Annotated in this window: 25 protein-coding genes and 2 tRNA genes; 18 read left to right on the plus strand and 9 right to left on the minus strand. The window is 63.8% G+C overall.

Features of this window, described 5'->3' with window-relative positions; genetic code table 11:
- Positions 1-139 precede the first annotated feature (139 nt).
- From C8C96_RS15230 to C8C96_RS15245, 4 genes are all read right to left on the minus strand, one after another.
- The gene (locus C8C96_RS15230) at positions 140-2572 is read right to left on the minus strand and encodes an EAL domain-containing protein (RefSeq protein WP_233584247.1); all 2433 of its coding nucleotides are present in this window, start codon (positions 2570-2572) and stop codon (positions 140-142) included.
- Positions 2573-2892: 320 nt separating this feature from the next.
- Entirely contained in the window at positions 2893-3354 is a 462-nt protein-coding gene (locus C8C96_RS15235) for a hypothetical protein (protein WP_121944038.1), read from the minus strand.
- A gap of 200 nt (positions 3355-3554) precedes the next feature.
- The gene (locus C8C96_RS15240) at positions 3555-4256 is read right to left on the minus strand and encodes a cold shock and DUF1294 domain-containing protein (protein ID WP_121942828.1); all 702 of its coding nucleotides are present in this window, start codon (positions 4254-4256) and stop codon (positions 3555-3557) included.
- A gap of 16 nt (positions 4257-4272) precedes the next feature.
- Complete coding sequence (locus C8C96_RS15245) at positions 4273-5163, minus strand: CoA transferase (protein ID WP_121942829.1); 891 nt, start codon at positions 5161-5163, stop codon at positions 4273-4275.
- Positions 5164-5296: 133 nt separating this feature from the next.
- Here C8C96_RS15245 and ygiD point away from each other — a divergent pair, with 133 nt between their 5' ends.
- Complete coding sequence (gene ygiD / locus C8C96_RS15250) at positions 5297-6202, plus strand: 4,5-DOPA dioxygenase extradiol (protein WP_121942830.1); 906 nt, start codon at positions 5297-5299, stop codon at positions 6200-6202.
- Positions 6203-6318: 116 nt separating this feature from the next.
- On the opposite strand, the gene C8C96_RS15255 is transcribed toward ygiD, so the two are convergent.
- Both C8C96_RS15255 and C8C96_RS15260 read right to left on the minus strand, forming a co-directional pair.
- Positions 6319-6891 (minus strand): nucleotidyltransferase family protein, encoded by a 573-nt coding sequence (locus tag C8C96_RS15255; protein WP_233584248.1) that lies wholly within the window; start codon positions 6889-6891, stop codon positions 6319-6321.
- 34 nt (positions 6892-6925) lie between these two features.
- Positions 6926-8122, minus strand: a complete 1197-nt coding sequence (locus C8C96_RS15260) for an amino acid aminotransferase (RefSeq protein ID WP_121942832.1) — start codon at positions 8120-8122, stop codon at positions 6926-6928.
- A 105-nt stretch (positions 8123-8227) separates the two neighbouring features.
- Between C8C96_RS15260 and uvrB the strand changes: the two genes are divergently transcribed.
- The 16 genes from uvrB to C8C96_RS15340 all read left to right on the plus strand — a co-directional run bounded on the left by uvrB (position 8228) and on the right by C8C96_RS15340 (position 20671).
- Entirely contained in the window at positions 8228-10318 is a 2091-nt protein-coding gene (gene uvrB, locus C8C96_RS15265) for an excinuclease ABC subunit UvrB (protein ID WP_121942833.1), read from the plus strand.
- Between the two features lie 251 nt (positions 10319-10569).
- A complete protein-coding gene (iscR, locus tag C8C96_RS15270; protein WP_015013980.1) occupies positions 10570-11106 on the plus strand; it encodes a Fe-S cluster assembly transcriptional regulator IscR in 537 nt (178 codons plus the stop codon).
- 115 nt (positions 11107-11221) lie between these two features.
- Complete coding sequence (locus tag C8C96_RS15275) at positions 11222-12442, plus strand: IscS subfamily cysteine desulfurase (RefSeq protein ID WP_121942834.1); 1221 nt, start codon at positions 11222-11224, stop codon at positions 12440-12442.
- Between the two features lie 39 nt (positions 12443-12481).
- Positions 12482-12883, plus strand: coding sequence for a Fe-S cluster assembly scaffold IscU (iscU, locus tag C8C96_RS15280; RefSeq protein ID WP_121942835.1), 402 nt, complete (start codon positions 12482-12484; stop codon positions 12881-12883).
- A 25-nt stretch (positions 12884-12908) separates the two neighbouring features.
- Positions 12909-13232, plus strand: coding sequence for an iron-sulfur cluster assembly protein IscA (gene iscA / locus C8C96_RS15285; RefSeq protein WP_056063043.1), 324 nt, complete (start codon positions 12909-12911; stop codon positions 13230-13232).
- Between the two features lie 85 nt (positions 13233-13317).
- Positions 13318-13836: a Fe-S protein assembly co-chaperone HscB gene (gene hscB, locus C8C96_RS15290; protein ID WP_056744674.1), complete on the plus strand. Its 519-nt coding sequence runs from the start codon at positions 13318-13320 to the stop codon at positions 13834-13836.
- An 80-nt stretch (positions 13837-13916) separates the two neighbouring features.
- Positions 13917-15788 (plus strand): Fe-S protein assembly chaperone HscA, encoded by a 1872-nt coding sequence (gene hscA, locus C8C96_RS15295; protein WP_121942836.1) that lies wholly within the window; start codon positions 13917-13919, stop codon positions 15786-15788.
- A gap of 42 nt (positions 15789-15830) precedes the next feature.
- Positions 15831-16169, plus strand: coding sequence for an ISC system 2Fe-2S type ferredoxin (fdx, locus tag C8C96_RS15300; protein ID WP_056744679.1), 339 nt, complete (start codon positions 15831-15833; stop codon positions 16167-16169).
- Complete coding sequence (gene dnaQ / locus C8C96_RS15305) at positions 16169-16882, plus strand: DNA polymerase III subunit epsilon (RefSeq protein WP_121942837.1); 714 nt, start codon at positions 16169-16171, stop codon at positions 16880-16882. Before fdx ends, dnaQ begins: the two co-directional genes overlap by 1 nt.
- Before the next feature lie 37 nt (positions 16883-16919).
- A tRNA-Val gene (locus C8C96_RS15310) sits at positions 16920-16994 on the plus strand.
- Between the two features lie 50 nt (positions 16995-17044).
- Positions 17045-17119: transfer RNA gene (locus tag C8C96_RS15315), tRNA-Val, on the plus strand.
- 155 nt (positions 17120-17274) lie between these two features.
- Entirely contained in the window at positions 17275-18312 is a 1038-nt protein-coding gene (locus C8C96_RS15320) for a histone deacetylase family protein (protein ID WP_121942838.1), read from the plus strand.
- A 35-nt stretch (positions 18313-18347) separates the two neighbouring features.
- Positions 18348-19445, plus strand: a complete 1098-nt coding sequence (locus C8C96_RS15325) for an NAD(P)/FAD-dependent oxidoreductase (protein ID WP_121942839.1) — start codon at positions 18348-18350, stop codon at positions 19443-19445.
- Between the two features lie 144 nt (positions 19446-19589).
- A complete protein-coding gene (locus C8C96_RS15330; RefSeq protein ID WP_008904788.1) occupies positions 19590-19892 on the plus strand; it encodes a DUF883 family protein in 303 nt (100 codons plus the stop codon).
- Positions 19893-19937: 45 nt separating this feature from the next.
- On the plus strand, positions 19938-20333 hold the full coding sequence (locus C8C96_RS15335) for a phage holin family protein (RefSeq protein ID WP_121942840.1): 396 nt from the start codon (positions 19938-19940) through the stop codon (positions 20331-20333).
- Positions 20330-20671, plus strand: a complete 342-nt coding sequence (locus tag C8C96_RS15340) for a hypothetical protein (RefSeq protein ID WP_369882137.1) — start codon at positions 20330-20332, stop codon at positions 20669-20671. Before C8C96_RS15335 ends, C8C96_RS15340 begins: the two co-directional genes overlap by 4 nt.
- Positions 20672-20800: 129 nt before the next feature.
- On the opposite strand, the gene C8C96_RS15345 is transcribed toward C8C96_RS15340, so the two are convergent.
- Positions 20801-21856 carry a quinone-dependent dihydroorotate dehydrogenase gene (locus C8C96_RS15345; protein ID WP_121942841.1) on the minus strand — a complete coding sequence of 352 codons (1056 nt, stop codon included), beginning with the start codon at positions 21854-21856 and terminating at the stop codon, positions 20801-20803.
- Between the two features lie 36 nt (positions 21857-21892).
- Between C8C96_RS15345 and rpiA the strand changes: the two genes are divergently transcribed.
- Positions 21893-22582 (plus strand): ribose-5-phosphate isomerase RpiA, encoded by a 690-nt coding sequence (gene rpiA, locus C8C96_RS15350; RefSeq protein ID WP_121942842.1) that lies wholly within the window; start codon positions 21893-21895, stop codon positions 22580-22582.
- 136 nt (positions 22583-22718) lie between these two features.
- Here the strand turns inward: rpiA and C8C96_RS15355 are convergent, their stop codons facing one another.
- Together C8C96_RS15355 and C8C96_RS15360 are read right to left on the minus strand one after the other, a co-directional pair.
- Positions 22719-23366 (minus strand): glutaredoxin family protein, encoded by a 648-nt coding sequence (locus C8C96_RS15355; RefSeq protein ID WP_121942843.1) that lies wholly within the window; start codon positions 23364-23366, stop codon positions 22719-22721.
- Positions 23367-23435: 69 nt separating this feature from the next.
- Positions 23436-25481 carry a M3 family metallopeptidase gene (locus C8C96_RS15360; protein ID WP_121942844.1) on the minus strand — a complete coding sequence of 682 codons (2046 nt, stop codon included), beginning with the start codon at positions 25479-25481 and terminating at the stop codon, positions 23436-23438.
- Positions 25482-25498 lie beyond the last annotated feature (17 nt).

Genomic DNA, 25498 nt, shown 5'->3' on the forward strand with positions numbered 1-25498 from the left:
GCGTGCCAGCGTGGCGTGGCGTGGCGGGTAGGGCGTCCATCTGCCCATTGCATCTGCAGGCTGAAACGGGGCGCTGGCATGCCGCGCCAACCGCATCGGCGGGGTGGCGGAACTCAGGCGCGCCAGGCCCGCGCGGTAGTCAGGTGGTCGTGTAGTCCCTTGCCAGACATTCCGACAGCGGCACGGGCTTTGCCACCGCATAGCCTTGGGCGTAGTTCACGCCGATGAGTCGCAACGCATCCACGGTGGCTTCGGACTCGGCGAACTCGGCAATCGTCTGCTTGCCCATCACGTGGCCGATGCGGTGGATCATTTCCACCATGGCACGGTTGGTGGGGTCTTGCAGAAGGTCCTTCACGAAAGCGCCGTCGATCTTGAGGTAGTTCACCGGCAGGTGCTTGAGGTAGGTGAAGGACGACATCCCCGCGCCGAAGTCATCGAGCGCGAACCTGCAGCCCAGTTGCTGCAGCTCCTTCATCAGGCGCACCGCGTTGGGCAGGTGCGATATCGCGCTGGTCTCGGTGATCTCGAAGCACAGCAGCGCGGGGTCCAGCCCGGATTCGTTGAGCGTGGTGCGTATGTATTTGAGCAGGCTGTCGTCCCCCAGGCTGGTGCCTGAGAGGTTGATGGCGCAGGTGTGCAGCGGCCGAGCGCCTGGGGTGCGCTGGTGCTGCACCAGCGCCTGCAGTGTGTGGCGGATCACCCAGCGGTCGATGGACGGCATCATCCCGTAGTGCTCGGCGGCCGGGATGAAGGTGCCAGGCGCCACCAGCTGGCCGTTTTCCTCCTCGCGCAGGCGCAGCAGCACCTCCATGTGCAGGCCTTCTTCACCGGTGCCTTGCAGCGCGCGGATGGTCTGCGCGTACAGCTGGAAACGGTTGTGCTCCAGCGCCAGGCGCAGGCGCCGCACCCAGTCCATGTCGCCTTCGCGCCGGGTCATCTCGATGTCTTCGGGCTGGTAGATGAACACCCTGTTGCGCCCACCTTCCTTGGCACGGTAGCAGGCCATGTCGGCCACGCGCATGGCCTCCTGGATGGAGGTGAGCGCTGGGATGAGCTGCACCATGCCGATGGAGAGGCCCGTGCTGAGCTGCTGGCCTTCCCACGCCAGGCGCAGGTCCTGGCCAGCCTGGCGCAATTGCTCTGCAATGCGCGCCGAGGGGCCAACGGGGCAGTCCTTGAGCAGGATGCCGAATTCGTCGCCGCCCAGCCGTGCCAGCGTGTCCCCTTCGCGCAGGTGGCTTTGCAGCATGCGACAGACCTCCCGCAGCATCTCGTCGCCGGCCTGGTGGCCGCAGGTGTCGTTGATGAGCTTGAACTGGTCCATGTCCACGTAGAGCAGCGAGCCCTCGCGGCCCGGCTGGCGCGGGTGGCTGAGCAGGGCTTCAAGCCGGTGCTCGAACTCGCGGCGGTTCACCAGGCCCGTCAGCGCATCATGGCTGGCCTGCCACGAGAGCTGCTCTACATAGTGCTGCTCGCGCGTGACGTCGTGCAGCGCCAGCACCGCCCCGGTCAGCACACCCCGGTGCCGGATGGGAGAGCCCACCAGCCTCACCGGAACGATGCTCTGGTCCGGTCGCACCAGGGTGCGGTGGATGTTGCCCTTGGCAGCACCATCGCTGCGCAGCAGCGTCTGCACCAGGGCGTCGGCCGACAGGGGTGGTGTATCACCTTCGAAGACCAGCAACTGCGCCAGAGGTTGCCCGGTGGCCTGGGCGGCCGGGCGGGCCAGCAAGGTTTCTGCGGCAGGATTCATGTAGGTGACCTCGCCGTGGATGTTGGTCGTCACCACGGCATCGCCAATGGCGGCCAGCGTGGTGCGCGCCTGTTCCCGCTCGACCTCCAGGGCGCGCTCCGCGTTCTGGCGCTGGGCCAGCAACTTGCGCGTGTGCCACAGGGTCAGAAGAATCAGCACCAAGGCGATGCCCATGTTGGTCCACATCAGCAGGAGCACGATGTGGCGCGAGCTTTCGCCCAGGGCGTCGCTGAAGTTCCGGGCCGCCGGGGTCACGCCCGCGTTGATCTCGCGGATGGTGTTCTGCCACCGTTCGCGGGTGGGGGCGTCCACCGTGCCGGCGGTGTTGCGCAGGTGGATCTCGTGCGACAGCTCGCGCAGCGCACGGATGTACTCGTCGCCCACCAGCCATTGGTCTACCGGCTTCTTCACCAGATCAAAGTCGTCAAAGTAGCGCAGCAGCCAGATCAGGCCGTCAATGTCATCGGGGTGGTTGCCACCGCGCAGAAAGCCGTCGCGCGCCACATCCGTCTGCACCTGGCCTGGTTCCAGGGCCAGCCGGGCCGCCCGGTCGCCCAGCGGGATCTCCATGGCGCGGGTGAACCCTTCAAAGGCCTGGGGGGAGCCGGTGATGGCGTACTGGTTCAGAAAATAGATGGCGTCCTTCTGGCCTTTGGTCCATAGGCTTTCGCCTGCGACGAAGGCACGCACCGAGGACAAGACATGCAGGCTGGCCGTGGCGCACACCGCCAGCAGCAACACCATGGTGATGAAAGGCCAGGTCACCCGCAACGTCAACGGCACAGGCCTTCGCTCGACCGGCTGCAATACATCCATGGATGGGTCCCTCGCCTCGTGCCAAGCTGCTTGCGCCAGTGATGCCTGGTGGCCCCATCCGGCGCGCCCTCATCAGTGTGTCCGCATGCTCTGTCAATGCCTGCGGTCCAGTGTTGTCCTGGAACGCATGGCTGGTTCGGCGGTGCGGTGCTTCCGGCCCACTATATAGAGATCAACTTGCCAGCGCATGCAAAGTTTGGCAACCCCTTGTGCCTGCGGGGAATGGCCGCCATGCCGATGCGCACCCGCACCTGAACCTGCGCGCGGCGGGCCGTCGCTGGCTCCGCCCAGGTTTTGCCCGGCCTGACAGAAGCCGGTGTTTACGGCGCCGCAGCGTGGGTGCCCACCAGCACGGACTGCGGGCCATCGTCTGCGGGCTGCGAGATCAGGTCTTCGATGATGAAGGTGCGGTAATAGAACGCCGTGACCGCGCCTTCGGGGGCAATGGCTGCCACCAGCGTGTCGGTGTCGTCTTTGTCGTTCACTGCGATCAGAATGCCGTGGTGGCCGGAGCCCGCCAGATCGGCAATGCGCCGCACCATGTCGCCTTCGGCGCCCACAGATGGCAGCGGCGCATCTGCAGTGCCCAGGGTGTGCACAATTTCTTCGAGGATGACTTCGGGGCTGGCGTAGGCGACATCGCCCTGATGGCCTGCTGCCTGCAATGCGAGTGCGGCCTGGCGCGCGCAGTCCTCGTCGGGGAACAGCGCAAACACCTGGCCGGTGGGGTAGAAAACGCCGCCCATGGTGGTCATGGTGGAATCAAGGACGAGGGGTTTCATGGGCATCTCCCGAAGTGTTTCAGACCTTTGGGATTGAAACCGGGCCTCCTGGCGCGCTGTGTAGGCCAGCGGGCCATCTGTGCGTCAGCCCGCTTTGCATTGCCGGGGGCTGGGTCACAAGAATATGTGCCAAAAGCGCTTGATGCGCTAGTGCTTCATGGGTTGATTGCTATCAATTTGTTAGTTTTTGACCGCATCTGCTAGCCCAGCCATCCACCCAGCCAGGCCCCCAGCGCCGCGCAATGCAGCACCACCGTCGCCCAATACACCGCGCGAAACTCCGCCTTGCGGGATTTGTGCCGCAGCCACTGCTGGGCCCACCATGCGCCGGGCCAGCCGCCTGCAAGGCTCAGCAGGTGCAGGTGGCTTTCCTTGGTGCGCCACCGGCCATTTTGCGCGGCGCTTTTGTCGATGGCGTAGACCAGAAAGGTCAGGAGGTTGACGGCGACCGCCGCGCCCAGCACCCACCACGGCAGCCGGCCTGCCCAGAGGCCCCAGCCCAGCAGCCCCGCCCAGCCGAGCATGAGTAGCCGTATCAGCGCCGAGCCGGTGGGAGTGGTCGGTTCGATGGCCGTCACAGTGCGCCTGCGCCTGGCGGCCGGAGGTTGCCCCGCCCGTTGCACCGGCGCGCGCCGCGTGGGGTGCGCAGGCGGCGGCGTCGGTGCCGTGCTGCGGGGCTGGAACGCGCCACCCGCGTGTGCAGTGGGCAACACGGCCATGGCCCGGGGCCCTTTTCCGCCGACATGAATCTCCTCGTACACCACGGCGAGCCCTTCGCGGGGCGGGGCGGTACCCCGGTAGTCCCGCACATGAAAGAACACATCGGCGGACGTGTCAGGGCTGCGGATAAAGCCGAAGGCGCGGCTGGCGTCCCAGCGGACGACGGTGCCTTGTTTCTGCATCGGTCAGGAAATGCTTTCAGGCCAGGGTGTGCAAAGGAATGTCTTGCGCCACCGCCAAAGCATCAAGTTGCGCGCGGGTCTGTGTGCGCAAGAACGCCGCCACGGCCGCGTGGGTGGCTGGGGCGCGCAGCACCTGCGGGTCGCCCGTGGCGGGCAAGCCTGCGGCAGCACACAGGCTGGCGGCGAAGTGGGATTCCAACGCGGCCACGGCCACGCGGCCGTCGGCGCAGGGGTAGATGCGGTAGCCTGCGTGGTTGCCCCCCACGTCGCCCTCGGGGGTGGTCAGGCCCCAGTCGCGCGGCTGGGCCAGCCAGGCAGCGGCGTCGGCCAGGGCGACTTCGATGCACACGCCGTTGCCGGTGTGGGCGCGCTCCAGCAGGGCCTGCAGCACGGCTTCGCTGGCCATCAGGGCGCCGCCCATGTCGGCGTACAGGGTGGGTGGCATCTCGGTGCCGGTCACCAGGCCGGCGTCGGCCAGGTAGGTGAGGTCGTGGCCAGGCTCTTCGGCCCGCTCGGCCGCCGCGCCCACGATGCGTACCAACGAGAGGCGTGGATATTTTGATTGAAGCGCCTCCCAGGAGAGGCCCAGCTTAGCAAGGGCCGACGGGCGGAACGAGGTGATCAGCACATCGGTGCTTGCCAGCTCTGCATGCAGCGTGGCCTGGCCTTCGGTCGTCTTGAGGTGGGCATGCACCACGCGCACGCCCTGGTGCAACGTGGCATAGGCCGCCGGGCTGTAGATGCCCATGGGGTCGGCACTGGGGTAGCCGGGGGCTGGAGGCGGTTCGAGCTTGGTGCACTCGGCGCCCATGCGTGCACAGCGCATCAGGGCGGCGGGGCCAGGCAGATTCAGTGCAAGGCTCAGGACACGGGTGTTGCGCAGGGGCTGGGGCAGGGAAGTGGTCATGGGCTCAGGGTTGTCTCGGTGTTGTGGTTTGGAATGGAAGGTGCGGCGCTGGAACTTCGCAGGGCGCGCGGGCTCACTCCCTGCGTTATACATAATTTGTTACGCTCCCTGACCCATGCAACGCAGAACCTCTTTGGCCGCCCTCACGGGCCTGGCCGCCTTTCCGGGAGCTTTCATGACCACGTCCCTGAGCAGCGCCGCCACGGCATCTGCATTGCAGGCGCTCAAGCCCTCGCCCCGCATGCCGGTGATGTTTGTGGGCCATGGCAGCCCCATGAACGCCATCGAGGACAACGCCTGGCGCCGCAGCTGGCAGGCCATGGGTACGGAACTGATGGCGCGCGCCGTGCAGCCGCAGCTCATCCTGTGTGTGTCGGCCCACTGGCTTACGCGTGGTGGCTGGCAGCTCACCGGCATGGCCAACCCCAAAACCATCCACGACTTTGGCGGCTTCCCCCAGGCGCTGTTCGACCAGCAGTACCCCGTGCCGGGCGCGCCGGCCGTGGCGCGCAGCCTGGCCAAGGAGCTGAAATCTCCTGCCACTGGCGCCGCCCTCGGTGTGGACGAGGGCGAGTGGGGGCTGGACCACGGCACCTGGTCGGTGCTCAAGCCCATGTTCCCCCAGGCGCGCATTCCGGTGATGCAGCTCAGCATGGACTACAGCCGAGCACCGGCCGAGCACTATGCACTGGGCCAGCAGCTCAAGGCCCTGCGCGAGCGGGGCGTGCTGATCGTGGGCAGCGGAAACATCGTGCACAACCTGCGCGCATCCCGCCGTGGCTCGGCTGCCAACGAAGCCTACGACTGGGCCACGGAGTTCGACACCGTGGTGCAGGAGCAGATCAAGAAGGGCCAGCTGGGCGCCTTGCAGGACTTCCAGAAGCTGGGCGCCGTGGCCCAGCAGGCGCACCCCACTTACGAGCACTACCTGCCGCTGCTTTACGCAGCGGGAGCCGTGCTGCCCAGCGAGATGCCCCGCTTTTTCAACACGGGCTATCAGTCGGCATCGATCTCGATGCGGTCGGTGCTGTGGGGCTGATGGATGCTTTCTGAAGCGGATGGAATGCTTCTTTTTTGATAGCTGTTGGCGCATGTACATCTAGCACTTGAGGCCAAAAACGCCTGAAATCTCCGCGTCGCAGCGGTGGGGCGTCTTCAGGCCGTCGCGTGACCTGCGGTCTGGATCGTCAGCCACGGCCAGCGTTCGCGGTAGCTTTGCGCTTTGGCCTCAAACAACGGCAGGTGCGGGCAGGCGGGGTTGGGTTTGAGAAGTCCTGCGTACAGCTCTTCCAGTCCGTACGGCGCGTACAGCGTGGGCTGAGCAACGCCGGGGGTGATGGCAGGTTGCAGGCCCACGCAGGTGCAGGGCACCAGAAAACGCTCGATCCCGTTGCGGGCGGACTGCAGCGGCGCATACGGGTAACCAAACCAGCGCTCGTACCAGAGGTGCACGCGGGCCTGGTTCTTGGCTTCGACGGTGATGGGCAGGTCGGCGAAGAGGGCGGTGGCGCGGGCTTGCACCTGCTGCTCCGCCGATTCGGACAGGTCGTTGCCGTCGAAGTAGAACAGGTCGTAGTCCTTGATGTTCGCGGTGGGCTCCAGGCCAGAGTGCAGGTTCCACACCGTCTGGAACAGGCAGCCCGCCACCAGCCACGCGTCGGGCAGGCCCAGAAACGGCAAACGCTCCAGAAGGGCCGCGTTGTGCGGGTTCTGGAGCGTTTCGCTCACAAAGCGGCGCGCGAGCGCCGCTTCCTCATCGTGCTCAGACGACCTTTGCAATGGCCTGGCAGACGTAGTCGATGTTCTTGCTGTTCAGGGCGGCCACGCACATGCGGCCGGTGTCGGTACCGTACACGCCGAACTCGTTGCGCAGGCGAACCATCTGGTCCTTGGACAGGCCGGAGTAGCTGAACATGCCGATCTGGGTGGTGATGAAGGACATGTCCTGCTTCACTCCCGCAGCCTTGAGGCCGTCCACCAGCTTTTGGCGCATGGCCTTGATGCGCACGCGCATTTCGGCCAGTTCTTTTTCCCACATCGCGCGCAGCTCGGGGTTGTTCAGCACGGCGGCCACCACTGCGCCACCGTGGATGGGTGGGTTGGAGTAGTTGGTGCGGATGACGATCTTGAGCTGGCTCAGCACGCGGCCGGCTTCTTCCTTGTCGGCGCACAGCACCGACAGGCCGCCCACGCGTTCACCGTACAGGCTGAAGCTCTTGCTGAAAGAGGTGGACACAAAGAAGTTCAGGCCGGCAGCCACAAACTTGCCGATCACGGCGCCGTCTTCGGCGATGCCGTGGCCAAAGCCCTGGTAGGCCATGTCCAGGAAGGGCGTCAGGCCCTTGGCCTTGACGACGGCGATGACCTGGTCCCACTGCGCGGGGGTGATGTCGTAGCCGGTGGGGTTGTGGCAGCAGGCGTGCAGCACGACGATGGTGCCGGGGGCGGCTGCATTCAGGCTGGCCAGGAAACCTTCGAAGTTCACGCCGCGCTTTTCAGCGTCGTAGTACGCGTAGGTGTCCACTTCAAAACCGGCGTTGGTGAACAGCGCGCGGTGGTTTTCCCAGCTGGGGTCGGAGATCAGCACCTTGGCGTTGGGGCTGACCTTCTTCAGGAAGTCGGCACCGATCTTGAGGCCGCCGGTGCCGCCGATGGCCTGCACGGTGGCCACGCGGCCAGACTTCACGGGTTCGCTCTCAGCGCCGAACACCAGGCTCTTGACGGCGTTGTCGTACGCCACGATGCCGTCGATGGGCAGGTAGCCACGGGCCGTGGGGGTGGACATCATGGTCTTTTCTGCGGCCTGCACACATTGCAGCAGGGGCAGCTTGCCGTTGTCGTCGAAATAAACGCCGACGCCCAGGTTGACCTTGTTGGGGTTGGTGTCGGCGTTGAATTGCTCGTTGAGGCCCAGGATGGGGTCGCGGGGGGCCATTTCGACGGCGGTGAACAGAGACATGAAAATCCTTGAAAGGTTGTCAGTAGCGAAGAATCCGGGCGTGGTGTACTGTGCCGGATTCGGCCGATTTTAACGGCCCGCCTTCACCACCCGTTGACCGCCCCCATGCCGGATATCACAGAAGTCATAACTGAAAAGCAAGACGGCGAGTTCGTCCGCTTCCCCGATTCCCCGTTTGAACTGTTCCAGCCGTACCCACCGGCGGGCGACCAGCCCGAGGCCATCAACAAGCTGGTGGAGGGACTGAATGATGGGGAAACCTTCCAGACGTTGCTGGGTGTGACGGGATCGGGCAAGACCTTCACCATGGCCAACGTGATCGCGCGCATGGGCCGCCCGGCCATCATCTTTGCGCCCAACAAGACACTGGCCGCGCAGCTGTACAGCGAGTTCCGCGAGTTCTTTCCCAAGAACGCCGTGGAATATTTCGTCAGCTACTACGACTACTACCAACCCGAGGCCTACGTGCCGCAGCGCGATCTGTTCATCGAGAAGGACAGCGCGATCAACGAGCACATCGAGCAGATGCGGCTGTCTTGCACCAAGAGCCTGATGGAGCGGCGCGATGTGGTGATCGTGGCCACCGTGTCGGCCATCTACGGCATTGGCGAGCCCGAGAGCTACCACCGCATGGTGATGACGCTGCGGGTGGGAGACAAGCTGGGGCAGCGGGACGTGATCGCCCAGTTGATCCGCATGCAGTACCAGCGCAACGAGGCGGACTTTTCGCGGGGCAAGTTCCGTGTGCGGGGCGACACCATCGATGTGTTCCCGGCCGAACACTCCGAGCTGGCGATTCGCATTGAGCTGTTTGACGACGAGATTGAGAGCCTGCAGCTGTTCGACCCGCTCACGGGCCGCGTCAAGCAGAAGATCCCGCGTTTTACCGTGTACCCCAGCAGCCACTACGTGACGCCGCGCGACAAGGTGCTGGCGGCGGTTGAGACCATCAAGCTGGAACTGGCCGAGCGCCTGCAGCAGCTGGTGGCTGACGGCAAGCTGGTCGAAGCGCAGCGGCTGGAGCAGCGCACGCGATTTGATCTGGAAATGCTGAGCGAAGTGGGCCACTGCAAAGGCATCGAGAACTACACGCGCCACCTGTCGGGCGCGGCGCCGGGCGATCCGCCCAGCACGCTGACCGACTACATGCCCAAGGACGCGATCATGTTTCTGGACGAAAGCCACCAGATGATCGGCCAGCTCAACGCGATGTACAGCGGCGACCGCTCGCGCAAGACCACGCTGGTCGAATATGGTTTTCGCCTGCCTTCGGCCCTGGACAACCGACCGCTCAAGTTCGAGGAGTTTGAGCAACGCATGCGGCAGGTGATCTTTGTATCGGCCACGCCCGCCGACTACGAAAAGACCCATACAGGCCAGGTGGTGGATCAGGTAGTGCGCCCCACGGGCTTGGTGGATCCGGTGGTGGAGGTACGCCCCGCCACCCATCAGGTGGATGATGTGCTGCAAGAAATACGCATTCGTGTAGAAAAGCATGAGCGCGTACTCATTACCACGTTGACCAAGCGCATGGCCGAGCAGTTGACCGACTATCTCACCGACAACGGTGTCAAGGTGCGCTACCTGCACAGCGATGTGGACACCGTGGAGCGGGTGGAGATCATCCGCGACCTGCGGCTGGGGGCTTTCGACGTGCTGGTGGGCATCAACCTGCTGCGCGAGGGGCTGGACATTCCTGAGGTGTCACTCGTGGCGATCCTCGATGCGGACAAGGAGGGCTTCTTGCGCGCCGAGCGCAGCCTGATACAGACCATTGGCCGTGCAGCGCGCAACTTGAACGGCCATGCCATCCTGTACGCCGACCGCATCACCGACTCCATGAAAAAAGCCATGGGTGAGACGGAACGCCGGCGCATCAAGCAGATCGCATACAACGAGGCCAACGGGATCACGCCGCGCAGCATTGTCAAGCGGGTAAGAGACCTGATTGACGGCGTGTACAGCGAAAAAGCCGGCAAGGACGCCGAGCGCCTGGAGCAGGAAGCGTTGCAGCGGGCGCAGGTGGAGGACATGTCCGAGAAAGACGTGGCACGCGAGATCAAGCGCCTGGAAAAGCTCATGCTGGAACATGCGCGCAACCTAGAGTTCGAGCAGGCGGCCCGGGTGCGCGACCAGCTCACGCGTCTCAAGGACCAGGCCTTTGGTGCGCACGGCAGCGATTCCGTGGCCTTGTAAAAGGGATTGCGATTGGGAATGTGATGAGAAAATACTATTGAGTCGATTAATAACTATTTGGTTTTTTAACCCGACAGAATCAATAGGGATTTGTGCTATACTCGCACAAAACACTCAACAAAACAGCCCAACGATGAAGGGCTCCGCAGCAGGTGACTGGGCGGAGTAAGGGGCGGAGACGGTGCCTCGCTGGCAAACAGTCAGCGCAGGCGGTTTCTTCAACGAACAAGCCTTAGCACAAGGAGCTTGCGATGCGTCTCACAACCAAAGGCCGTTTTGCGGTCACCGCTATGATTGACCTGGCCCTGCGCCAGAACAACGGCCCCGTCACGCTGGCTGCCATCAGCCAGCGCCAGCAGATTTCGCTGTCGTACCTGGAGCAACTCTTTGGCAAGCTGCGCCGCCATGAACTGGTGGAATCCACCCGTGGCCCCGGCGGCGGTTATACGCTGGCCCGCAAGGCAGGCGACATCACGGTGGCCGACATCATCGTTTCGGTGGATGAGCCCATCGACGCCACGCAGTGTGGTGGCAAGGAAAACTGCCTGGGTGAAGCCGGCCGTTGCATGACGCATGAACTGTGGGCCTCGCTGAACCAGCGCATGGTGGAGTTTCTGGACTCGGTCACCCTGCAAAAGCTGGTGGACGAGCAGCTCGCCAAGGGCGTGCAGATCGAAGACAAGCCTGTGGTTCGCCGCGCTATCTCCACGACGCCGGTGGTCAAGCCCATCCGCGTGAACGCCCCCAATTCGGTGTTTGCGTTGGGTAACGTCTTCGCCAAATCTTGATGCTTGGTGCGCCGTGCTGGCCCTGGGGTCGGCACTGCCCTGACCGCGTTGTAATCGTTTTCTTGTTTGTTCTGCCTCTTCTGTTTGCCAGCCAGAACCTTTTACTGAGCCAGCCATGGACATGACCCCGCACTTTCCCATCTATCTCGACTATGGCGCCACGACCCCGGTAGACCCCCGCGTGGTGGACGCCATGATTCCCTGGTTGCGTGAGCACTTTGGCAACCCGGCGTCGCGCAGCCACGCATGGGGCTGGGAGGCCGAAGAGGCGGTGGAAAAAGCGCGTGTGCAAGTGGCCGACCTGATTGGTGCCGACCCTCGCGAAATCGTTTGGACCAGTGGTGCGACCGAGTCCATCAACCTGGCCTTGAAGGGCGCTGCGCATTTCTACAAAGGCAAGGGCAAACACCTCATCACGCTCAAGACCGAGCACAAGGCCGTGCTCGACACCATGCGCGAGCTGGAGCGCCAAGGCTTTGAAGCCACCTATCTGGACGTGCAGGAAGACGGCTTGGTCAACATGGATGCCCTGAAGGCTGCCATCCGTCCAGACACCGTGCTGATCAGCATCCTCTTCGTGAACAACGAAATCGGTGTGATCCAGGACATCCCCGCCATTGGCGCTCTGTGCCGTGAGAAGGGCATCCTGCTGCATGTGGATGCCGCCCAGGCGACGGGCCGTGTCGAGATCGACATGAACGTGCTGCCCATTGACCTGATGAGCATGACCGCCCACAAGACCTACGGCCCCAAGGGCGTCGGTGCGCTGTATGTGCGCCGCAAGCCCCGCGTGCGGCTGGAAGCCCAGATGCACGGTGGCGGCCATGAACGCGGCATGCGGTCGGGCACCTTGCCCACGCACCAGATCGTGGGCATGGGCGAGGCTTTCCGCATCGCCAAAGAAGAAATGGCCGAGAGCAACGCCAAGGCCAAGGCCCTGCAGCAGCGCTTGCTCGACGGCCTCAAGGACATCGAACAGGTCTACATCAACGGCAGCCTGGAGCGCCGTGTGCCGCAGAACCTGAACATGAGCTTCAACTTCGTCGAAGGCGAATCGCTCATCATGGGTATCAAGGGCCTGGCGGTGTCTTCGGGCTCGGCCTGCACCTCTGCCAGCCTGGAGCCCAGCTATGTGCTGCGCGCTTTGGGCCGCAGCGACGAGCTGGCCCACAGCAGCCTGCGCATGACCATCGGCCGTTTCACGACCGAGGAAGAGATTGACTACGCCATCTCCACGATCCGCGAGAACGTGGCCCGCCTGCGCGAGCTGAGCCCGCTGTGGGAGATGTACAAGGACGGCATCGACATCAGCACCATCCAGTGGGCTGCTCACTGATTCCGCACACATTCTGGACGTATTGAAGAGGTACACATCATGGCTTATTCAGACAAAGTGGTTGACCATTACGAAAACCCCCGCAACGTGGGTTCGTTCGACAAGGGTGACGATTCGGTGGGCACCGGTATGGTGGGCGCGCCAGCCTGCGGCGACGTGATGAAGCTGCAGATCAAGGTGAACCCTGAAACCGGCGTGATCGAAGACGCCCGCTTCAAGACCTACGGCTGTGGCTCGGCGATTGCCTCCTCGTCGCTGGTGACCGAGTGGGTCAAGGGCAAGACGCTGGACGAAGCCGCAGCGCTCAAGAACAGCGAGATCGCCGAAGAGCTGGCCTTGCCGCCCGTCAAGATCCACTGTTCCATCCTGGCGGAAGATGCCATCAAGGCTGCTGTGCTGGACTACAAGACCAAGCACGCCGCCACGGCCTCTGCCGCCTGATTGTTTGACAGATAGATCGAGAGACATGGCCATTACGCTGACAGAAGCTGCAGCCCGGCACGTCAACCGCTACCTTGCCCGCCGTGGCAAGGGGCTGGGCGTGCGTCTGGGGGTCAAGACGACCGGCTGCTCGGGGCTTGCCTACAAGCTGGAGTATGTGGACGCGAGCGAGCCTGAGGACATCGTGTTTGAAAATCACGGCGTCAAGGTGCTGATTGACCCCAAGAGCCTGGCCTACATCGATGGCACCGAGCTGGACTTTGTCCGTGAGGGGCTGAACGAAGGCTTCAAGTTCAACAACCCCAACGAGCGTGATCGCTGCGGTTGCGGGGAGAGCTTCCGCGTCTGAACGTCTTCAGCTGATGTAACGCCAAACCGCCAACGCGCTCTGTGCTGGCGGTTTTTTCTTGGATTTTCTTCACGCCCCCTTGCGCATGAATCTGCAATCTGACGACTTCGAACTGTTTGGCCTGGCTTGCCGCTTTGCACAAGAACGCAGCGCCATCGACGCGCGCTGGAAGGAACTGCAGCGCGAAGCCCACCCCGACAAGTTTGCTGCGCAAGGCGCTGCGGCGCAGCGCGTAGCGATGCAGTGGTCCGTGCGCATCAACGAAGCTTACCAACGCCTGAAGGACCCCATGCGCCGGGCGGCCTATCTGTGCGAACTGCACGGAGCGCCTATCCGTGCCGAAGACAACACCGCCATGCCCGCTGCATTTTTGATGCAGCAGATGGAATGGCGCGAGGCACTGGAAGATGCCCGCGCAGACAGCGAGCTGGACGCACTGGACGATGAGGTGGAACAAGCCCGGCGTGCCGCTCTGTCGCAGTGCGAGCAACTCATCGACCAGCAGCAGGACTATGCCGGCGCGGCCCGCCAGGTCAGAGCCCTCATGTTCATTGCGCGATTTGCGGACGACATAGAACGTCGCCGAGAGCAACTGGGACAATAGAGCGGTTTTGCTTTCCCCCTGGGGCCCCTGTCGCTTGCTGAGGTGATGGCGTTCCCCACCACGTTGAGACCCGAAATTTCATGGCGCTTTTGCAGATCTCCGAACCCGGCCAGTCCCCCGACCCGCACCAGCGGCGCATCGCGGTGGGCATTGACCTGGGCACCACCCATTCTCTGGTTGCCGCTGTGCGCAATGGTGTGTCCGAATGCCTGCCCGATGCACAGGGCAGGGTGCTGCTGCCCTCGGTGGTGCGCTACTTGGTCAACGGCGGTCGCCAGATCGGATATGACGCCGTGGCGGCGCAGGCCCAGGATGCACGCAACACCATCGCCTCGGCCAAACGCTTCATGGGGCGTGGCCTCAAGGACGTGGCGGAAGCGGGCAAGCTGCCATACGACTTCGTGGCTGCTGCTGATGGCGGCGAGGGCGGTATGGTCAGCTTGGCCACGGTGGATGGCAACAAGTCGCCCGTCGAGATCAGTGCCGAGATCCTGGCCACGCTGCGCTACCGCGCCGAAGACACCTTCAATGATGATCTGTATGGCGCAGTGATCACCGTGCCTGCGTACTTCGACGACGCCCAGCGCCAGGCCACCAAGGATGCGGCCAAGCTCGCCGGCATCAACCTGCTGCGCCTGATCAACGAGCCCACTGCGGCGGCGATTGCCTATGGCCTGGACAACGCCAGCGAGGGCGTCTACGCCGTTTATGACCTGGGTGGGGGTACGTTTGATATTTCCATCCTGCGCCTGACGCAGGGCGTGTTCGAAGTGATCGCCACGGGCGGCGACTCTGCCCTGGGAGGCGACGACTACGACGCGGCGCTGGCGGACTGGGTTCTGCAGCAGGTGGGGCAACAGGCGGTCACACCAGCCGACAAGTCGGCCGTGCGCATGGCGGCGCGCTCCTGCAAGGAGGCCTTGACCGCTACTGATTTTGCAGCGTTCAAGGCAGAGCTATCTCGCGCTTCTGTGCAATTTGACGTCAAAAGGTCGGATTTTGACGCGGTGACGGCCGATTTGACCGCCCGCTCCATGGCGGCTGTGCGCCGTGCCCTTCGCGATGCGCATCTGGCGCGCGATGAAGTGCAGGGCGTGGTCATGGTGGGCGGCTCCACCCGCATGCCGCAGGTGCAGCGGGCCGTGGCGGAGTTCTTTGGCAAGGAGCCACTGACCAACCTGAATCCCGACGAAGTGGTCGCGCTGGGTGCCGCCATCCAGGCCAACCAGCTGGCCGGTAACAACACGGCAGGCGACCTGCTGCTGCTGGACGTGATTCCGCTGTCCCTGGGCATCGAGACCATGGGCGGGCTGGTGGAACGCATTGTTGCGCGCAACGAGACCATACCTACCGCCAAGGCGCAGGATTTCACGACCTACAAGGATGGACAGACCGCGCTGGCCATCCATGTGGTCCAAGGCGAGCGTGACCTGGTGCAGGACTGCCGTAGCCTGGCGCGCTTTGAGTTGCGCGGTATTCCCCCGATGGCGGCAGGCGCTGCGCGCATCCGTGTGACCTTCACCGTCGATGCCGATGGCCTGCTGAGCGTGGCCGCGAAAGAGCAGGGCAGTGGGGTGGAGGCCCGCATTGACGTGAAACCATCGTACGGCCTCACGGACGACCAGATCGCGCGCATGCTGCAGGATGGCTTTGCCACGGCCGCGCAGGACATGAAAGCCCGTGCCGTGGTCGAGGCCCGCGTGGACGCCGACCGCATGCTGATCGCCACGCAAAGCGCGCTTGACGCGGATGGCGACGTGCTCAGCCCCAAGGAGCGGGCTGCCATCGACGCCCTGATGGTGGCCTTGCGCCACCAGCGCGACGCCGACGATGCCGCGGCCATCGAGGCCGCCACGGAAGCCCTGGCCAAGGGCACCGAGGCGTTTGCAGCCCAGCGCATGAACCGCGGTATCCAGCAGGCCCTGGCCGGCAAGAACGTTGCGAGCCTGTGATACGAGCCAGCGCATCCCTCTGAACAAGAAAAAGACCACCCCATGCCTGTCATCAAGATCCTTCCCCATCCCGAATACTGCCCCGCTGGCACTGAGATCACGGCGCCCGCAGGCACCTCGATCTGCGAAGCCCTGCTGGACAACCACATCAACATCGAGCACGCCTGCGACATGAGCTGTGCCTGCACCACCTGCCACGTCATCGTGCGCCAGGGGTTGAATTCGCTGAATGCGGCAGAAGAAGAGGAAGAAGACCTGCTGGACCGCGCCTGGGGCCTGGAGCCGCAGTCGCGCCTGTCCTGCCAGGCCATCCTGGCGCAGACCGATCTGATCGTTGAAATTCCGAAGTACACGATCAACCACGCCAAGGAAAACCACTGATGTCCCGGCAAATTGTTCTGGACACTGAGACCACCGGCCTTTCGGCCGAAGGTGGTGACCGCATCATTGAACTGGGTTGCGTGGAGCTGCTCAACCGCAAGCTGACCGGCAACAACCTGCACCTGTACTTCAACCCTGGCCGTGACAGCCATGAAGATGCGCTGAAGGTGCACGGCATCAGCAACGAGTTCCTGAAGGACAAGCCCAAATTTGCCGACGTGGTGGACGACATCCTGCAGTACCTGCAAGGCGCCGAGATCATCATCCACAACGCTGCGTTCGACGTAGGCTTTCTCAACAAGGAACTGGAGCTGGTGGGGCACCCGGCATTTGGCACCTATGTGCAAAGCGTGACCGACACGCTGGCCATGGCCAAGGAGATGTACCCGGGCAAGCGCAACTCGCTGGACGCACTGTGCGACCGCCTGGGCGTGGACAACTCGGGCCGTACGCTGCACGGCGCCTTGCTCGATGCCGAGCTGCTGGCCGACGTCTACATCAATCTCACACGCGGGCAGGATGCCTTGCTGATCGCCGACGATGGCCATGACAGCGCTGACGGCGTGAAGGTGGCAGCCATCGATTTGCGTGGCCTTGCGCTGCCGGTGCTGCGGGCGAGCGAACAAGAGCAGGCGGCCCATGCCGAGGTGCTCACGCAGATCGACAAGGCCAGCGGTGGCAAAACAATTTGGCGAACTCTCCAGTCGGCCTGAAAAGCTGTGCCATAATAGAAGGCTGTCGCAGCGACAAGGGTGATTAGCTCAGCGGTAGAGCACTGCCTTCACACGGCAGGGGTCACATGTTCGATCCATGTATCACCCACCATGTTGCTGCCAGACTTTTCGCAGCGGTATCTTTCTCCAAGGTGCTTGCACGGGTGATTAGCTCAGCGGTAGAGCACTGCCTTCACACGGCAGGGGTCACATGTTCGATCCATGTATCACCCACCAATTCAAAAACCCCTGCAGGTTCCCGACCTGCAGGGGTTTTTTCTTGGCTCGTCCGGCTGTCTGCTAGCTGCAAAGTGCAGCGACCATTCGCCAAAGCGGCGTACAACGCAGGCTTGCGCGCTACATTTGTCGCCCGTACCTGCAACGCTGCATCCATGATCACCTTCCACAATCCCTTGCACCAGGGGCATGCACCGGCCCACGAATTCTTCCGGGGTGAGCGCGTGCCCTGTTTTGAAAAACCCGAACGTGTGGACTATGTGGAAGACGCCCTGCGCACACGCGGCCACGCCCTGGTGTTGCCTGATGTGGACTGCAATGCCGTGCTGGCGCAGGTGCATGCGCCGCGCTATCTGGCCTTTCTGCAGACCGCCTGGCAACAATGGCTGGCGCTGGACCCAACCAATGTGTCAGTGCAGCCTTTTCCGTCTGTCTGGCCGGTGCGCACGCTGCGCAGTGATGTGGAACCCGATAACTTTGTCGCACGGCTGGGGCTGTACTCCATGGACAACGGTACACCCATGGCGGCAGGAACCTGGGCCGCAGCCAAGGCGGGGGCCGATGCGGCTGCCAGCGCGGCGGCACGCGTTGCGCTGGGGACGCGCGCCGCGTTTTGCTGCACACGGCCGCCAGGGCATCATGCGGGCCCGGACTTCATGGGGGGCTATTGCTTCTTGAACAACGCCGCCGTGGCAGCGCAAACCCTGCGCAACCAGGGCGCCCAGCGTGTGGCGGTGCTGGATGTGGACTACCACCACGGCAACGGCACGCAGAGCATCTTTTACGACCGCAGCGATGTGCTGTTCATCAGCATGCACGGTGACCCGCGCACGGAGTATCCCTTCTACCTGGGCCACGCCGACGAGACGGGCGAGGGGGCTGGTGTTGGGTTTAACCTGAACCTGCCCTTGCCTGCGGGCACCAGCGCGGCAACATGGTTCGATGCACTTGAGCAAGCGTGCCTGCGCATCACGGATTACCGCGCCGACGGGCTGGTGATTTCTCTGGGGCTGGATGCCTTTGAGGGCGATCCCATCTCGCGGTTTGCACTGGCCTCGTCAGATTTCACCCGCCTGGGCGAGCGGCTGGCACGGCTGGGGTTGCCCACGGTGTTCGTGCTGGAAGGCGGCTATGCGGCGGCCGAGCTGGGCACCAATGCCGTCAACGTGCTCGATGGTTTTGAGCAGGCCTGACGCGGCACCCGGCAGGTGATGCAGGAGATGCACTGATGATCGATACGGTGGATTGTGTGGTGGTAGGCGCGGGCGTGGTGGGTCTGGCGGTGGCCCGTGCACTGGCGCTCCAGGGGCGGGAGGTGATGGTGCTGGAGGCAGCGGACGCCATCGGCACTGGCACCAGTTCGCGCAACAGCGAGGTGATTCATGCCGGGCTGTATTACCCCGCAGGTTCGCTCAAGGCCAGGTTGTGCGTGCGGGGCAAGGAATTGCTTTACGCCTACTGCACGGAGCGCGGTGTGCCCCACCGCCGCTGCGGCAAGCTGCTGGTGGCCACCTCTGCCGCCCAGCTGGACAGCCTTGAAGGTATCCAGGTGCGGGCCCGTGCCAATGGAGTGCTGGACCTGCAACGCCTCAGCCGCGAAGAAGCCCTGGCGATGGAGCCCGCGCTGGCCTGCGTTGGTGCCTTGCACTCGCCCAGCACCGGCATCGTCGATAGCCATGCGCTTATGCTGGCGCTGCAGGGCGATCTGGAGCATGCGGGTGGTGTTGTAGCGCTGAATTCGCCACTAGCGCTAGCATCTATTGGTTCTGATGCTATTGATTTAGAAGCAATGGATGGCACGCGTCTCCGCGCGCGCACCGTGGTCAACGCCGCCGGGTTGCACGCCCCCGCGCTGGCTGCAAGGTTTGAGGGGCTGGCCCCGCAGCATGTGCCCACCGCTTGCTACGCCAAGGGCAACTATTTCACGTTGTCTGGCAAGGCACCGTTCAGCCGACTGATTTACCCGGTGCCCGAGGCGGCTGGGCTGGGTGTACACCTCACGCTGGACCTTGGCGGCCAGGCCAAGTTTGGCCCGGACGTGCAATGGGTGGACTCGCCCGACGATCTGCAGGTGGACCCCGCGCGCGGCGATGCCTTCTATGCCGAGGTGCGCAAATATTGGCCGGGCTTGCCAGGTGGCGCTCTGGCGGCGGGCTACGCGGGCATGCGCCCCAAGATCCACGGGCCCAGTGCACCCGCTGCCGACTTCGTCATTCAAGGGTCTGCTGTCCATGGGGTAGCCGGGCTGGTCAACCTCTTTGGCATCGAGTCGCCCGGCTTGACAAGTGCCCTGGCCATTGCGGAGCATGTGGCTGCGCTGGTTTGATCTGCAGCAAGCCATTTGCAATCAGTAACCTCTTGCGTCCCCGTCCTACGAGGGGTTTCTGCGCGGATGGCTAAGATGAACTTCAGTCCCAACGTTCGCGTGCGGGGTTTTCCATCACTTTTGGCACTACACAGAAAGGCTTGTATGACTGCTTCTGACACCACGACCACCCAGGGCGAACTGGAAAAGCTGGTTTCCGATCTGCGGGGGCTGTTGGCCAACAAGGACCTGGACGCAGTGCCTGAAATCAAGCTGCTGCGCCAGCGCCTGGACGATGGCATGCACAACGTGCGTGAGTCCGCTGTGCGCGCTGCTCAGGACGCCGCCCGCCAAGCGAAGGAAGCCGCTTTGGCAGCCGACCGCTACGCCCATGACGAACCTTGGCGTGTGGCGGGTGCCGCATTGGCCGTGGGTGCGCTGGTTGGCTTTCTGCTTGCACGCCGCTGATCGTCGCTGTCCTCCCATGACGGCACGCCACAGAGGCAACAAGACATGAATTGGCTCTCGCTGCTGGGTCTGGAAGGGTTGGCCGCCCGCTGGCGTGCCAACCTGATCGAGGGCGCCATCGCCGCCGAAGACCGGATGGATCTGGTCCGCCTGGAATGGGCGGACCTCAAGCAGCGGCTGCAACAACTGCTGGTGCTGACCATTCTGGTCGTTGGGCTCACGGTGGTGGCCCTGATCATGGTGTCGCTGGCGGTGCTGGTGCACTTTTGGGACTCACCGCAACGCACGCTGGTGGCGTGGCTGGTGGCTGCCGTATGGGGTGCAGGCTGGGCCGCCGCCACGGTGTCGTTGGTGTCTGTGGCGCAGCGCGCGGGCAGCGGCTTTGCGCTGACGCGGCGAGAGTTGGCCCAGGACTGGCGTGACATCAAGGAGCGCTTGTGAGCACCCCCCACCCCACCATTGGTACACCGCAGACTGCGCCCACGGTAAGGCTGGTGGCTACGCCGGAGCAGCAGCGCGTGCTTGACCGAATTGAACTGCAGCGCGAGCGGCTGCGTGCCCGCCGCGTGGCCCGGGCCCAGGCCCGCGCGCTCGCGGAGCAAGCCGGAGGTGCCACGGGCGGTGGAGATGCCTCGCTGGCGCTGCGCGCCGCCGGGTTCGCGCGCGAACACCCGCTGGCGGTGGCGGCCATGGCCGGTGTCGCTCTGGTGGCCGGCCCGCGCAGGTTGATCCGGTGGGCGGGCATTGTCCTGCCGATGCTGATGCGCTTGCGGCGCTGACCACTGGCGGGGTTGCGGAGGGCGGCGTCCCGCTGCTCAAACCCACGCCAACAACTGAAACGGAGCCCTGTTGCCAGAGGCTCCGTTTTCTTATGGGGTCATGTGGTCGAGCGTTTGTGGCCCGAGGGGTTAGCGCAAGGCCTTGATGGCCTTGGCGGCCTTCACGACCAGCGCAGGGCCTTCATAAATCAGGCCGGTGTAGATCTGCACCACGTCTGCCCCTGCGCGAATCTTGCTCACTGCGTCGTCGGCGCTCATGATGCCGCCGACACCAATGATGGGGAATCCGCTGCCCAAGGTTGCGCGCAGCTGCCGAATGACCTGGTTGCTGGCTTCCAGCACCGGAGTGCCACTCAACCCCCCCGTTTCTTCCGCGTGGCGCATGCCCTGCACCGCAGCGCGGCTGATGGTCGTGTTGGTGGCAATCACACCGTCCATGCCGTGGCGCTGCAGCGTGGCGGCGATCACTGCCACCTGGGCTTCGTCCAGGTCCGGTGCAATCTTCACAAAAACCGGTACGCGCCGCTGGTGCTGGGCGGCCAGCGTCTCACGGCGCTCGGCAATCGCTCCCAGCAGTGCATCCAGTGCGGCATCGCTTTGCAATGCGCGCAGGTTCTGGGTGTTGGGTGAGCTGATGTTGACCGTCACGTAGTCGGCATGGGGGTATACGCCCTCCAGGCAGATCAGGTAGTCGCTGGTGGCGTTCTCGATGGGGGTAGTGGCGTTCTTGCCGATGTTCAGGCCCAGCAGCATGGGGTGCTGCTGGCGGGTCTGCTTGCGAAACTGCGCCTGCTGCACATTGCGCAGGAAGGCATCCAGGCCTTCGTTGTTGAAGCCCAGCCGGTTGATCAGTGCGCGGGCCTCGGGCAGGCGAAACATGCGCGGCTTGGGGTTGCCCGGCTGCGCTTTGGGGGTCACGGTGCCCACTTCGACAAAACCGAAACCCATGGCGCCCAGCGCGTCAATGCAGCGCGCATTCTTGTCCAGGCCCGCCGCCATGCCCACGCGGTTGGGAAACTTCAGCCCCGCCAGGGTGATGGGGTCGTTCACAGTTTCGTTGCACCAGGCCCATTGCAGCGGCGTGCGCTGCCCGCGCGCCAGCATGTCCATGGTGAGTTCGTGAGCGGCCTCGGCATCCATGCCGAAGAGAAAGGGGCGGGTGAGGGCGTAGGGGATCAGGGACATGGGGAGATAATTCAGGATTACCCCCGATTTTCTCCCATGACGACCACCACTCCCCTGACCCAAGACGAACTCAAGACCCTGGTAGGCCAAGCCGCGCTGCAATACGTGGTGCCTGGCGAGATTGTGGGGGTGGGCACCGGCTCCACCGTCAACAAGTTCATTGACGCCCTGGCGGGCATGAAGGACCAGATCAAGGGCGCTGTCTCCAGCTCCATAGCCAGCACTGAGCGCCTGAAGGCACTGGGTATTGCCGTGTTCGATGCCAATGAGGTCCCATCGCTCTCCGTCTATATCGACGGCGCGGACGAGATCGACGGCCAGGGTTACATGGTCAAGGGTGGCGGCGCGGCACTGACACGCGAGAAGATCGTGGCAGCATTGGCCGAGCGCTTTGTGTGTATTGCCGACGAATCCAAGTTGGTGAAGACCCTGGGCCAGTTCCCGTTGCCGGTGGAGGTGATCCCGATGGCTGCCAATCACATTGCGCGCCGTTTTGCCGCCATGGGTGGACAGGCCAGCTTGCGACTCAAGGACGGACAGCCACTGGTGACTGACAACGGCCAGCACATTCTGGACGTGAAGGGCTTGTCCATCACCGACCCGCTGGCGTTCGAGTCAGAGATCAACCAATGGCCTGGCGTGGTGACCGTGGGTGTGTTTGCCCACCAGAAGGCATCCGTGTGCCTGCTGGGCACGGCGCAGGGGGTGAAGACGATCGCCTATTGACGATTTGGGCGGTGGATGGGGCGCTCTCACGCCCGCTGCCTGTCGATACAAAGTAAATGCAAAAAGGGGCCTCTACAGGCCCCTTTTTGCTGGGTGAACAAATGGTCTCATCGCAGATGGCGGCTAAATGACACTGTCAGAACCGGATGCCTGCCGGATTGCTCGGTGTGGGGCCATCGTTTGCCGGTGGTGGCGGTGTGGGCCGAGCAGGAGCTTTTGGAGCAGCCGCTGGTGCCGCTTCTATCGGCTTGGCCGCGACCAACGGGGTGGGCGCTGGCTGGCGATAGTTGCTGGGCAACTGTGATTGTTTGGGGTAGCCCGCCGCGTCGAGGTACTGGATCCACTCGGCGTCAGAAAACCCCACCAACTGTTGGCCCCCAATGGTGCCAAAGGGCAGACTGGAGTTCCCGCTCAGGCGCTGCAGCGCCGCAATGTCCTCATTGCTGACCACGGTGCGCTCGGTGTAAGGCACACCGCGTGACGTGAGCAGGTTGCGCAAGCTGCCGCAGGGCGCGCAGTCGCTGCCGGTGTAGATGGTCACCGGGTACCGGTTGGCAATCTGCCGCAGTTCGTAGGGCAACGCTCCATTGGCAGCCGCAGGGCTTGCCGCGGCGGCACTGCTGCGCGCTGGCTGGGCAGTAGCCTCGGCGGGGGGGCGGTCCGAAAAGGTCACCTTGCCATCCGGTCCAACGATGCGATAGACCGCCTGCGCCTGGGCGCCTACAGATGCCAAGGCCATCAATAAAGAAGCAGCTGCAGCAGGAGCGAATGAAAGACGGGCCATGCGGGTTCTCCTCATTATTGTTGACTCTGGTTGTTAGACGTCAGGCTGCGGGTTGTTAAGTCTGCAGCCTCAGGCGGTCAGTTCTTCCGCCATGCCCTGGTGGCGCAGCAGGGCATCCAGACTGGGCTCGCGGCCACGGAAGGCCTTGAAGGACTCCATGGCGGGGCGGCTGCCACCCGCTTCCAGGATGGCCTCACGGTAGCGTCTCCCGGTTTCGGTGCTGGGCAAGCCGTCGGTACCGGCGGTTTCTTCAAAGGCGGCGTAGGCGTCGGCGCTGAGTACCTCGGCCCATTTGTAGCTGTAGTACCCCGCTGCATAGCCGCCGGCAAAGATATGGCTGAAGGTGTGGGCCGTGCGGCTGAACGCGGGCGGCTGCAGCACGGCCACTTCCTGGCGCACCTGGGTCAGCAGGGGCATGAAGTCCTGGGCCGGGTCGTGTTCGGTGTGCAGCAGCATGTCGAACAAGGCAAACTCGATCTGGCGCAGGGTCTGCATGCCGCTCTGGAAGTTCTTGGCGGCGATCATCTTGTCAAACAGCGTGCGCGGCAGCGGCTCGCCGGTGTCCACGTGGGCCGTCATGTGTTTGAGCACATCCCATTCCCAGCAGAAGTTTTCCATGAACTGGCTGGGCAGCTCCACGGCGTCCCATTCGACGCCGCCAATGCCGGAAACATCGCGTTCGTTCACCTGGGTCAGCATGTGATGCAGTCCATGGCCAAATTCATGGAACAGCGTGATCACGTCGTCGTGGGTCAACAGTGGCGGCTTACCATCCACGCCGTCCGCGAAGTTGCAGACGAGGTGGGCAATCGGCGTTTGCAACACTCCGGTGTCGGGGCGCTGCCAGCGCGTGCGCACGTCATCCATCCAGGCGCCGCCCCGCTTGCCGGTGCGGGCGGGCTGATCGAGGTAGAACTGGCCCACCAGTTGGCCGTTGCGTTCGATGCGATAGAACTCCACCGCAGGGTGCCACACCGGTGCCGTGTCGCGGCGGATGGACACTTCAAACAGCGTCTCAATGATCTTGAACAGGCCTGCCAACACCTTGGGTGCCGTGAAGTACGCCTTGAGCTCCTGCTCGCTGAAGGCGTAGCGGGCTTCCTTGAGCTTTTCAGAGATGTAGGGCCAGTCCCAGGGCTGCGGATCGGCCAGGCCCAGGTGTTCGGCCGCAAAGGCGCGCAGGTCGGCCACATCCTTTTCGGCATAGGGCCGGGCGCGGCGTGCGAGATCACGCAAAAACTGGACAACCTCGGCGGGCGACTGGGCCATCTTGGGCACCACGGACACTTCACCAAAGTTGGCGTAGCCCAGCAGCTGGGCTTCTTCTCGGCGCAAGGCCAGGATTTCGCCAATCAGCGCGGTGTTGTCGAATTTCTGGCCTTCGCCTTCGGCCTGGTCTGATGCACGGGTGACATAGGCTCGGTATAGCTTGGCGCGCAGGTCGCTGCGGGTGGCAAACTGCATCACCGGCAGGTAGCAAGGCATTTTCAGGGTGAGCTTGTAGCCTGGTTTCCCGTCCGCCTGTGCCGCCGCCAAAGCGGCTTGCTGCACATCGGCCGGTACACCGTCCAGTTCCTCTGCGGTGGCGTAGTAGGCAAAGGCATCGGTGGCGTCCAGCGCGTTTTCGCTGAACTTCTGGCTCAGCTCGGCCTGGCGTTCCTGGATCTGGGCGAAGCGCTCTTTGGCCGCCCCGGTCAGCTCAGCGCCGCTGAGCACGAAGTTGCGCACTGCGTTGCGGTGGGCTTGGCGTTGCTCGGGCGTCAGGGTGGCGGGGTCGATGGCCTTGTACTTGGCATAGAGGCGTTCATCAGCGCCCAGGCGGGTCCAGAACTCCGTGACGCGGGGCAGGGCGGCGTTGTAGGCCGCGCGCAGTTCCGGCGTGTCGGCAACGCTGTTGAGGTGGCTGACAGCCCCCCAGGCGCGGCCCAGCTGTTCGGTGGCTACATCCAGCACCTTGGCGATGGCATCCCAGCGGGCAGGGGAGTCGGGCGCCGTGACGGTCTCCAGAGCCTGATTGGCACGCTCCAGCAACACATCAACCGCAGGGGCTACGTCCTGTGGGGTGATGCGGTCAAAGGCGGGGAGGTCGGAGAAGTCGAGAAGGGCGTTGCTCATGCGGGATTAGATGGCGC

The organism is Acidovorax sp. 100, from assembly GCF_003688355.1.
GTDB classification, from domain to species: Bacteria; Pseudomonadota; Gammaproteobacteria; order Burkholderiales; family Burkholderiaceae_C; genus Acidovorax; species Acidovorax delafieldii.

Bases quoted from the DNA above. Each gene is read 5' to 3' on its own strand.
- C8C96_RS15325 (WP_121942839.1), top strand. From the start codon at position 18,348: ATGATCGATACGGTGGATTGTGTGGTGGTAGGCGCGGGCGTGGTGGGT.
- C8C96_RS15235 (WP_121944038.1), bottom strand. From the start codon at position 3,354: ATGAAACCCCTCGTCCTTGATTCCACCATGACCACCATGGGCGGCGTT.
- iscR (WP_015013980.1), top strand. From the start codon at position 10,570: ATGCGTCTCACAACCAAAGGCCGTTTTGCGGTCACCGCTATGATTGAC.
- fdx (WP_056744679.1), top strand. From the start codon at position 15,831: ATGCCTGTCATCAAGATCCTTCCCCATCCCGAATACTGCCCCGCTGGC.
- C8C96_RS15330 (WP_008904788.1), top strand. From the start codon at position 19,590: ATGACTGCTTCTGACACCACGACCACCCAGGGCGAACTGGAAAAGCTG.
- iscA (WP_056063043.1), top strand. From the start codon at position 12,909: ATGGCCATTACGCTGACAGAAGCTGCAGCCCGGCACGTCAACCGCTAC.
- C8C96_RS15260 (WP_121942832.1), bottom strand. From the start codon at position 8,122: ATGTCTCTGTTCACCGCCGTCGAAATGGCCCCCCGCGACCCCATCCTG.
- C8C96_RS15245 (WP_121942829.1), bottom strand. From the start codon at position 5,163: ATGACCACTTCCCTGCCCCAGCCCCTGCGCAACACCCGTGTCCTGAGC.
- rpiA (WP_121942842.1), top strand. From the start codon at position 21,893: ATGACGACCACCACTCCCCTGACCCAAGACGAACTCAAGACCCTGGTA.
- C8C96_RS15240 (WP_121942828.1), bottom strand. From the start codon at position 4,256: ATGCAGAAACAAGGCACCGTCGTCCGCTGGGACGCCAGCCGCGCCTTC.
- C8C96_RS15360 (WP_121942844.1), bottom strand. From the start codon at position 25,481: ATGAGCAACGCCCTTCTCGACTTCTCCGACCTCCCCGCCTTTGACCGC.
- C8C96_RS15335 (WP_121942840.1), top strand. From the start codon at position 19,938: ATGAATTGGCTCTCGCTGCTGGGTCTGGAAGGGTTGGCCGCCCGCTGG.
- C8C96_RS15345 (WP_121942841.1), bottom strand. From the start codon at position 21,856: ATGTCCCTGATCCCCTACGCCCTCACCCGCCCCTTTCTCTTCGGCATG.
- uvrB (WP_121942833.1), top strand. From the start codon at position 8,228: ATGCCGGATATCACAGAAGTCATAACTGAAAAGCAAGACGGCGAGTTC.
- iscU (WP_121942835.1), top strand. From the start codon at position 12,482: ATGGCTTATTCAGACAAAGTGGTTGACCATTACGAAAACCCCCGCAAC.
- C8C96_RS15275 (WP_121942834.1), top strand. From the start codon at position 11,222: ATGGACATGACCCCGCACTTTCCCATCTATCTCGACTATGGCGCCACG.
- C8C96_RS15355 (WP_121942843.1), bottom strand. From the start codon at position 23,366: ATGGCCCGTCTTTCATTCGCTCCTGCTGCAGCTGCTTCTTTATTGATG.
- dnaQ (WP_121942837.1), top strand. From the start codon at position 16,169: ATGTCCCGGCAAATTGTTCTGGACACTGAGACCACCGGCCTTTCGGCC.
- C8C96_RS15230 (WP_233584247.1), bottom strand. From the start codon at position 2,572: ATGGATGTATTGCAGCCGGTCGAGCGAAGGCCTGTGCCGTTGACGTTG.
- C8C96_RS15320 (WP_121942838.1), top strand. From the start codon at position 17,275: ATGATCACCTTCCACAATCCCTTGCACCAGGGGCATGCACCGGCCCAC.
- hscB (WP_056744674.1), top strand. From the start codon at position 13,318: ATGAATCTGCAATCTGACGACTTCGAACTGTTTGGCCTGGCTTGCCGC.
- hscA (WP_121942836.1), top strand. From the start codon at position 13,917: ATGGCGCTTTTGCAGATCTCCGAACCCGGCCAGTCCCCCGACCCGCAC.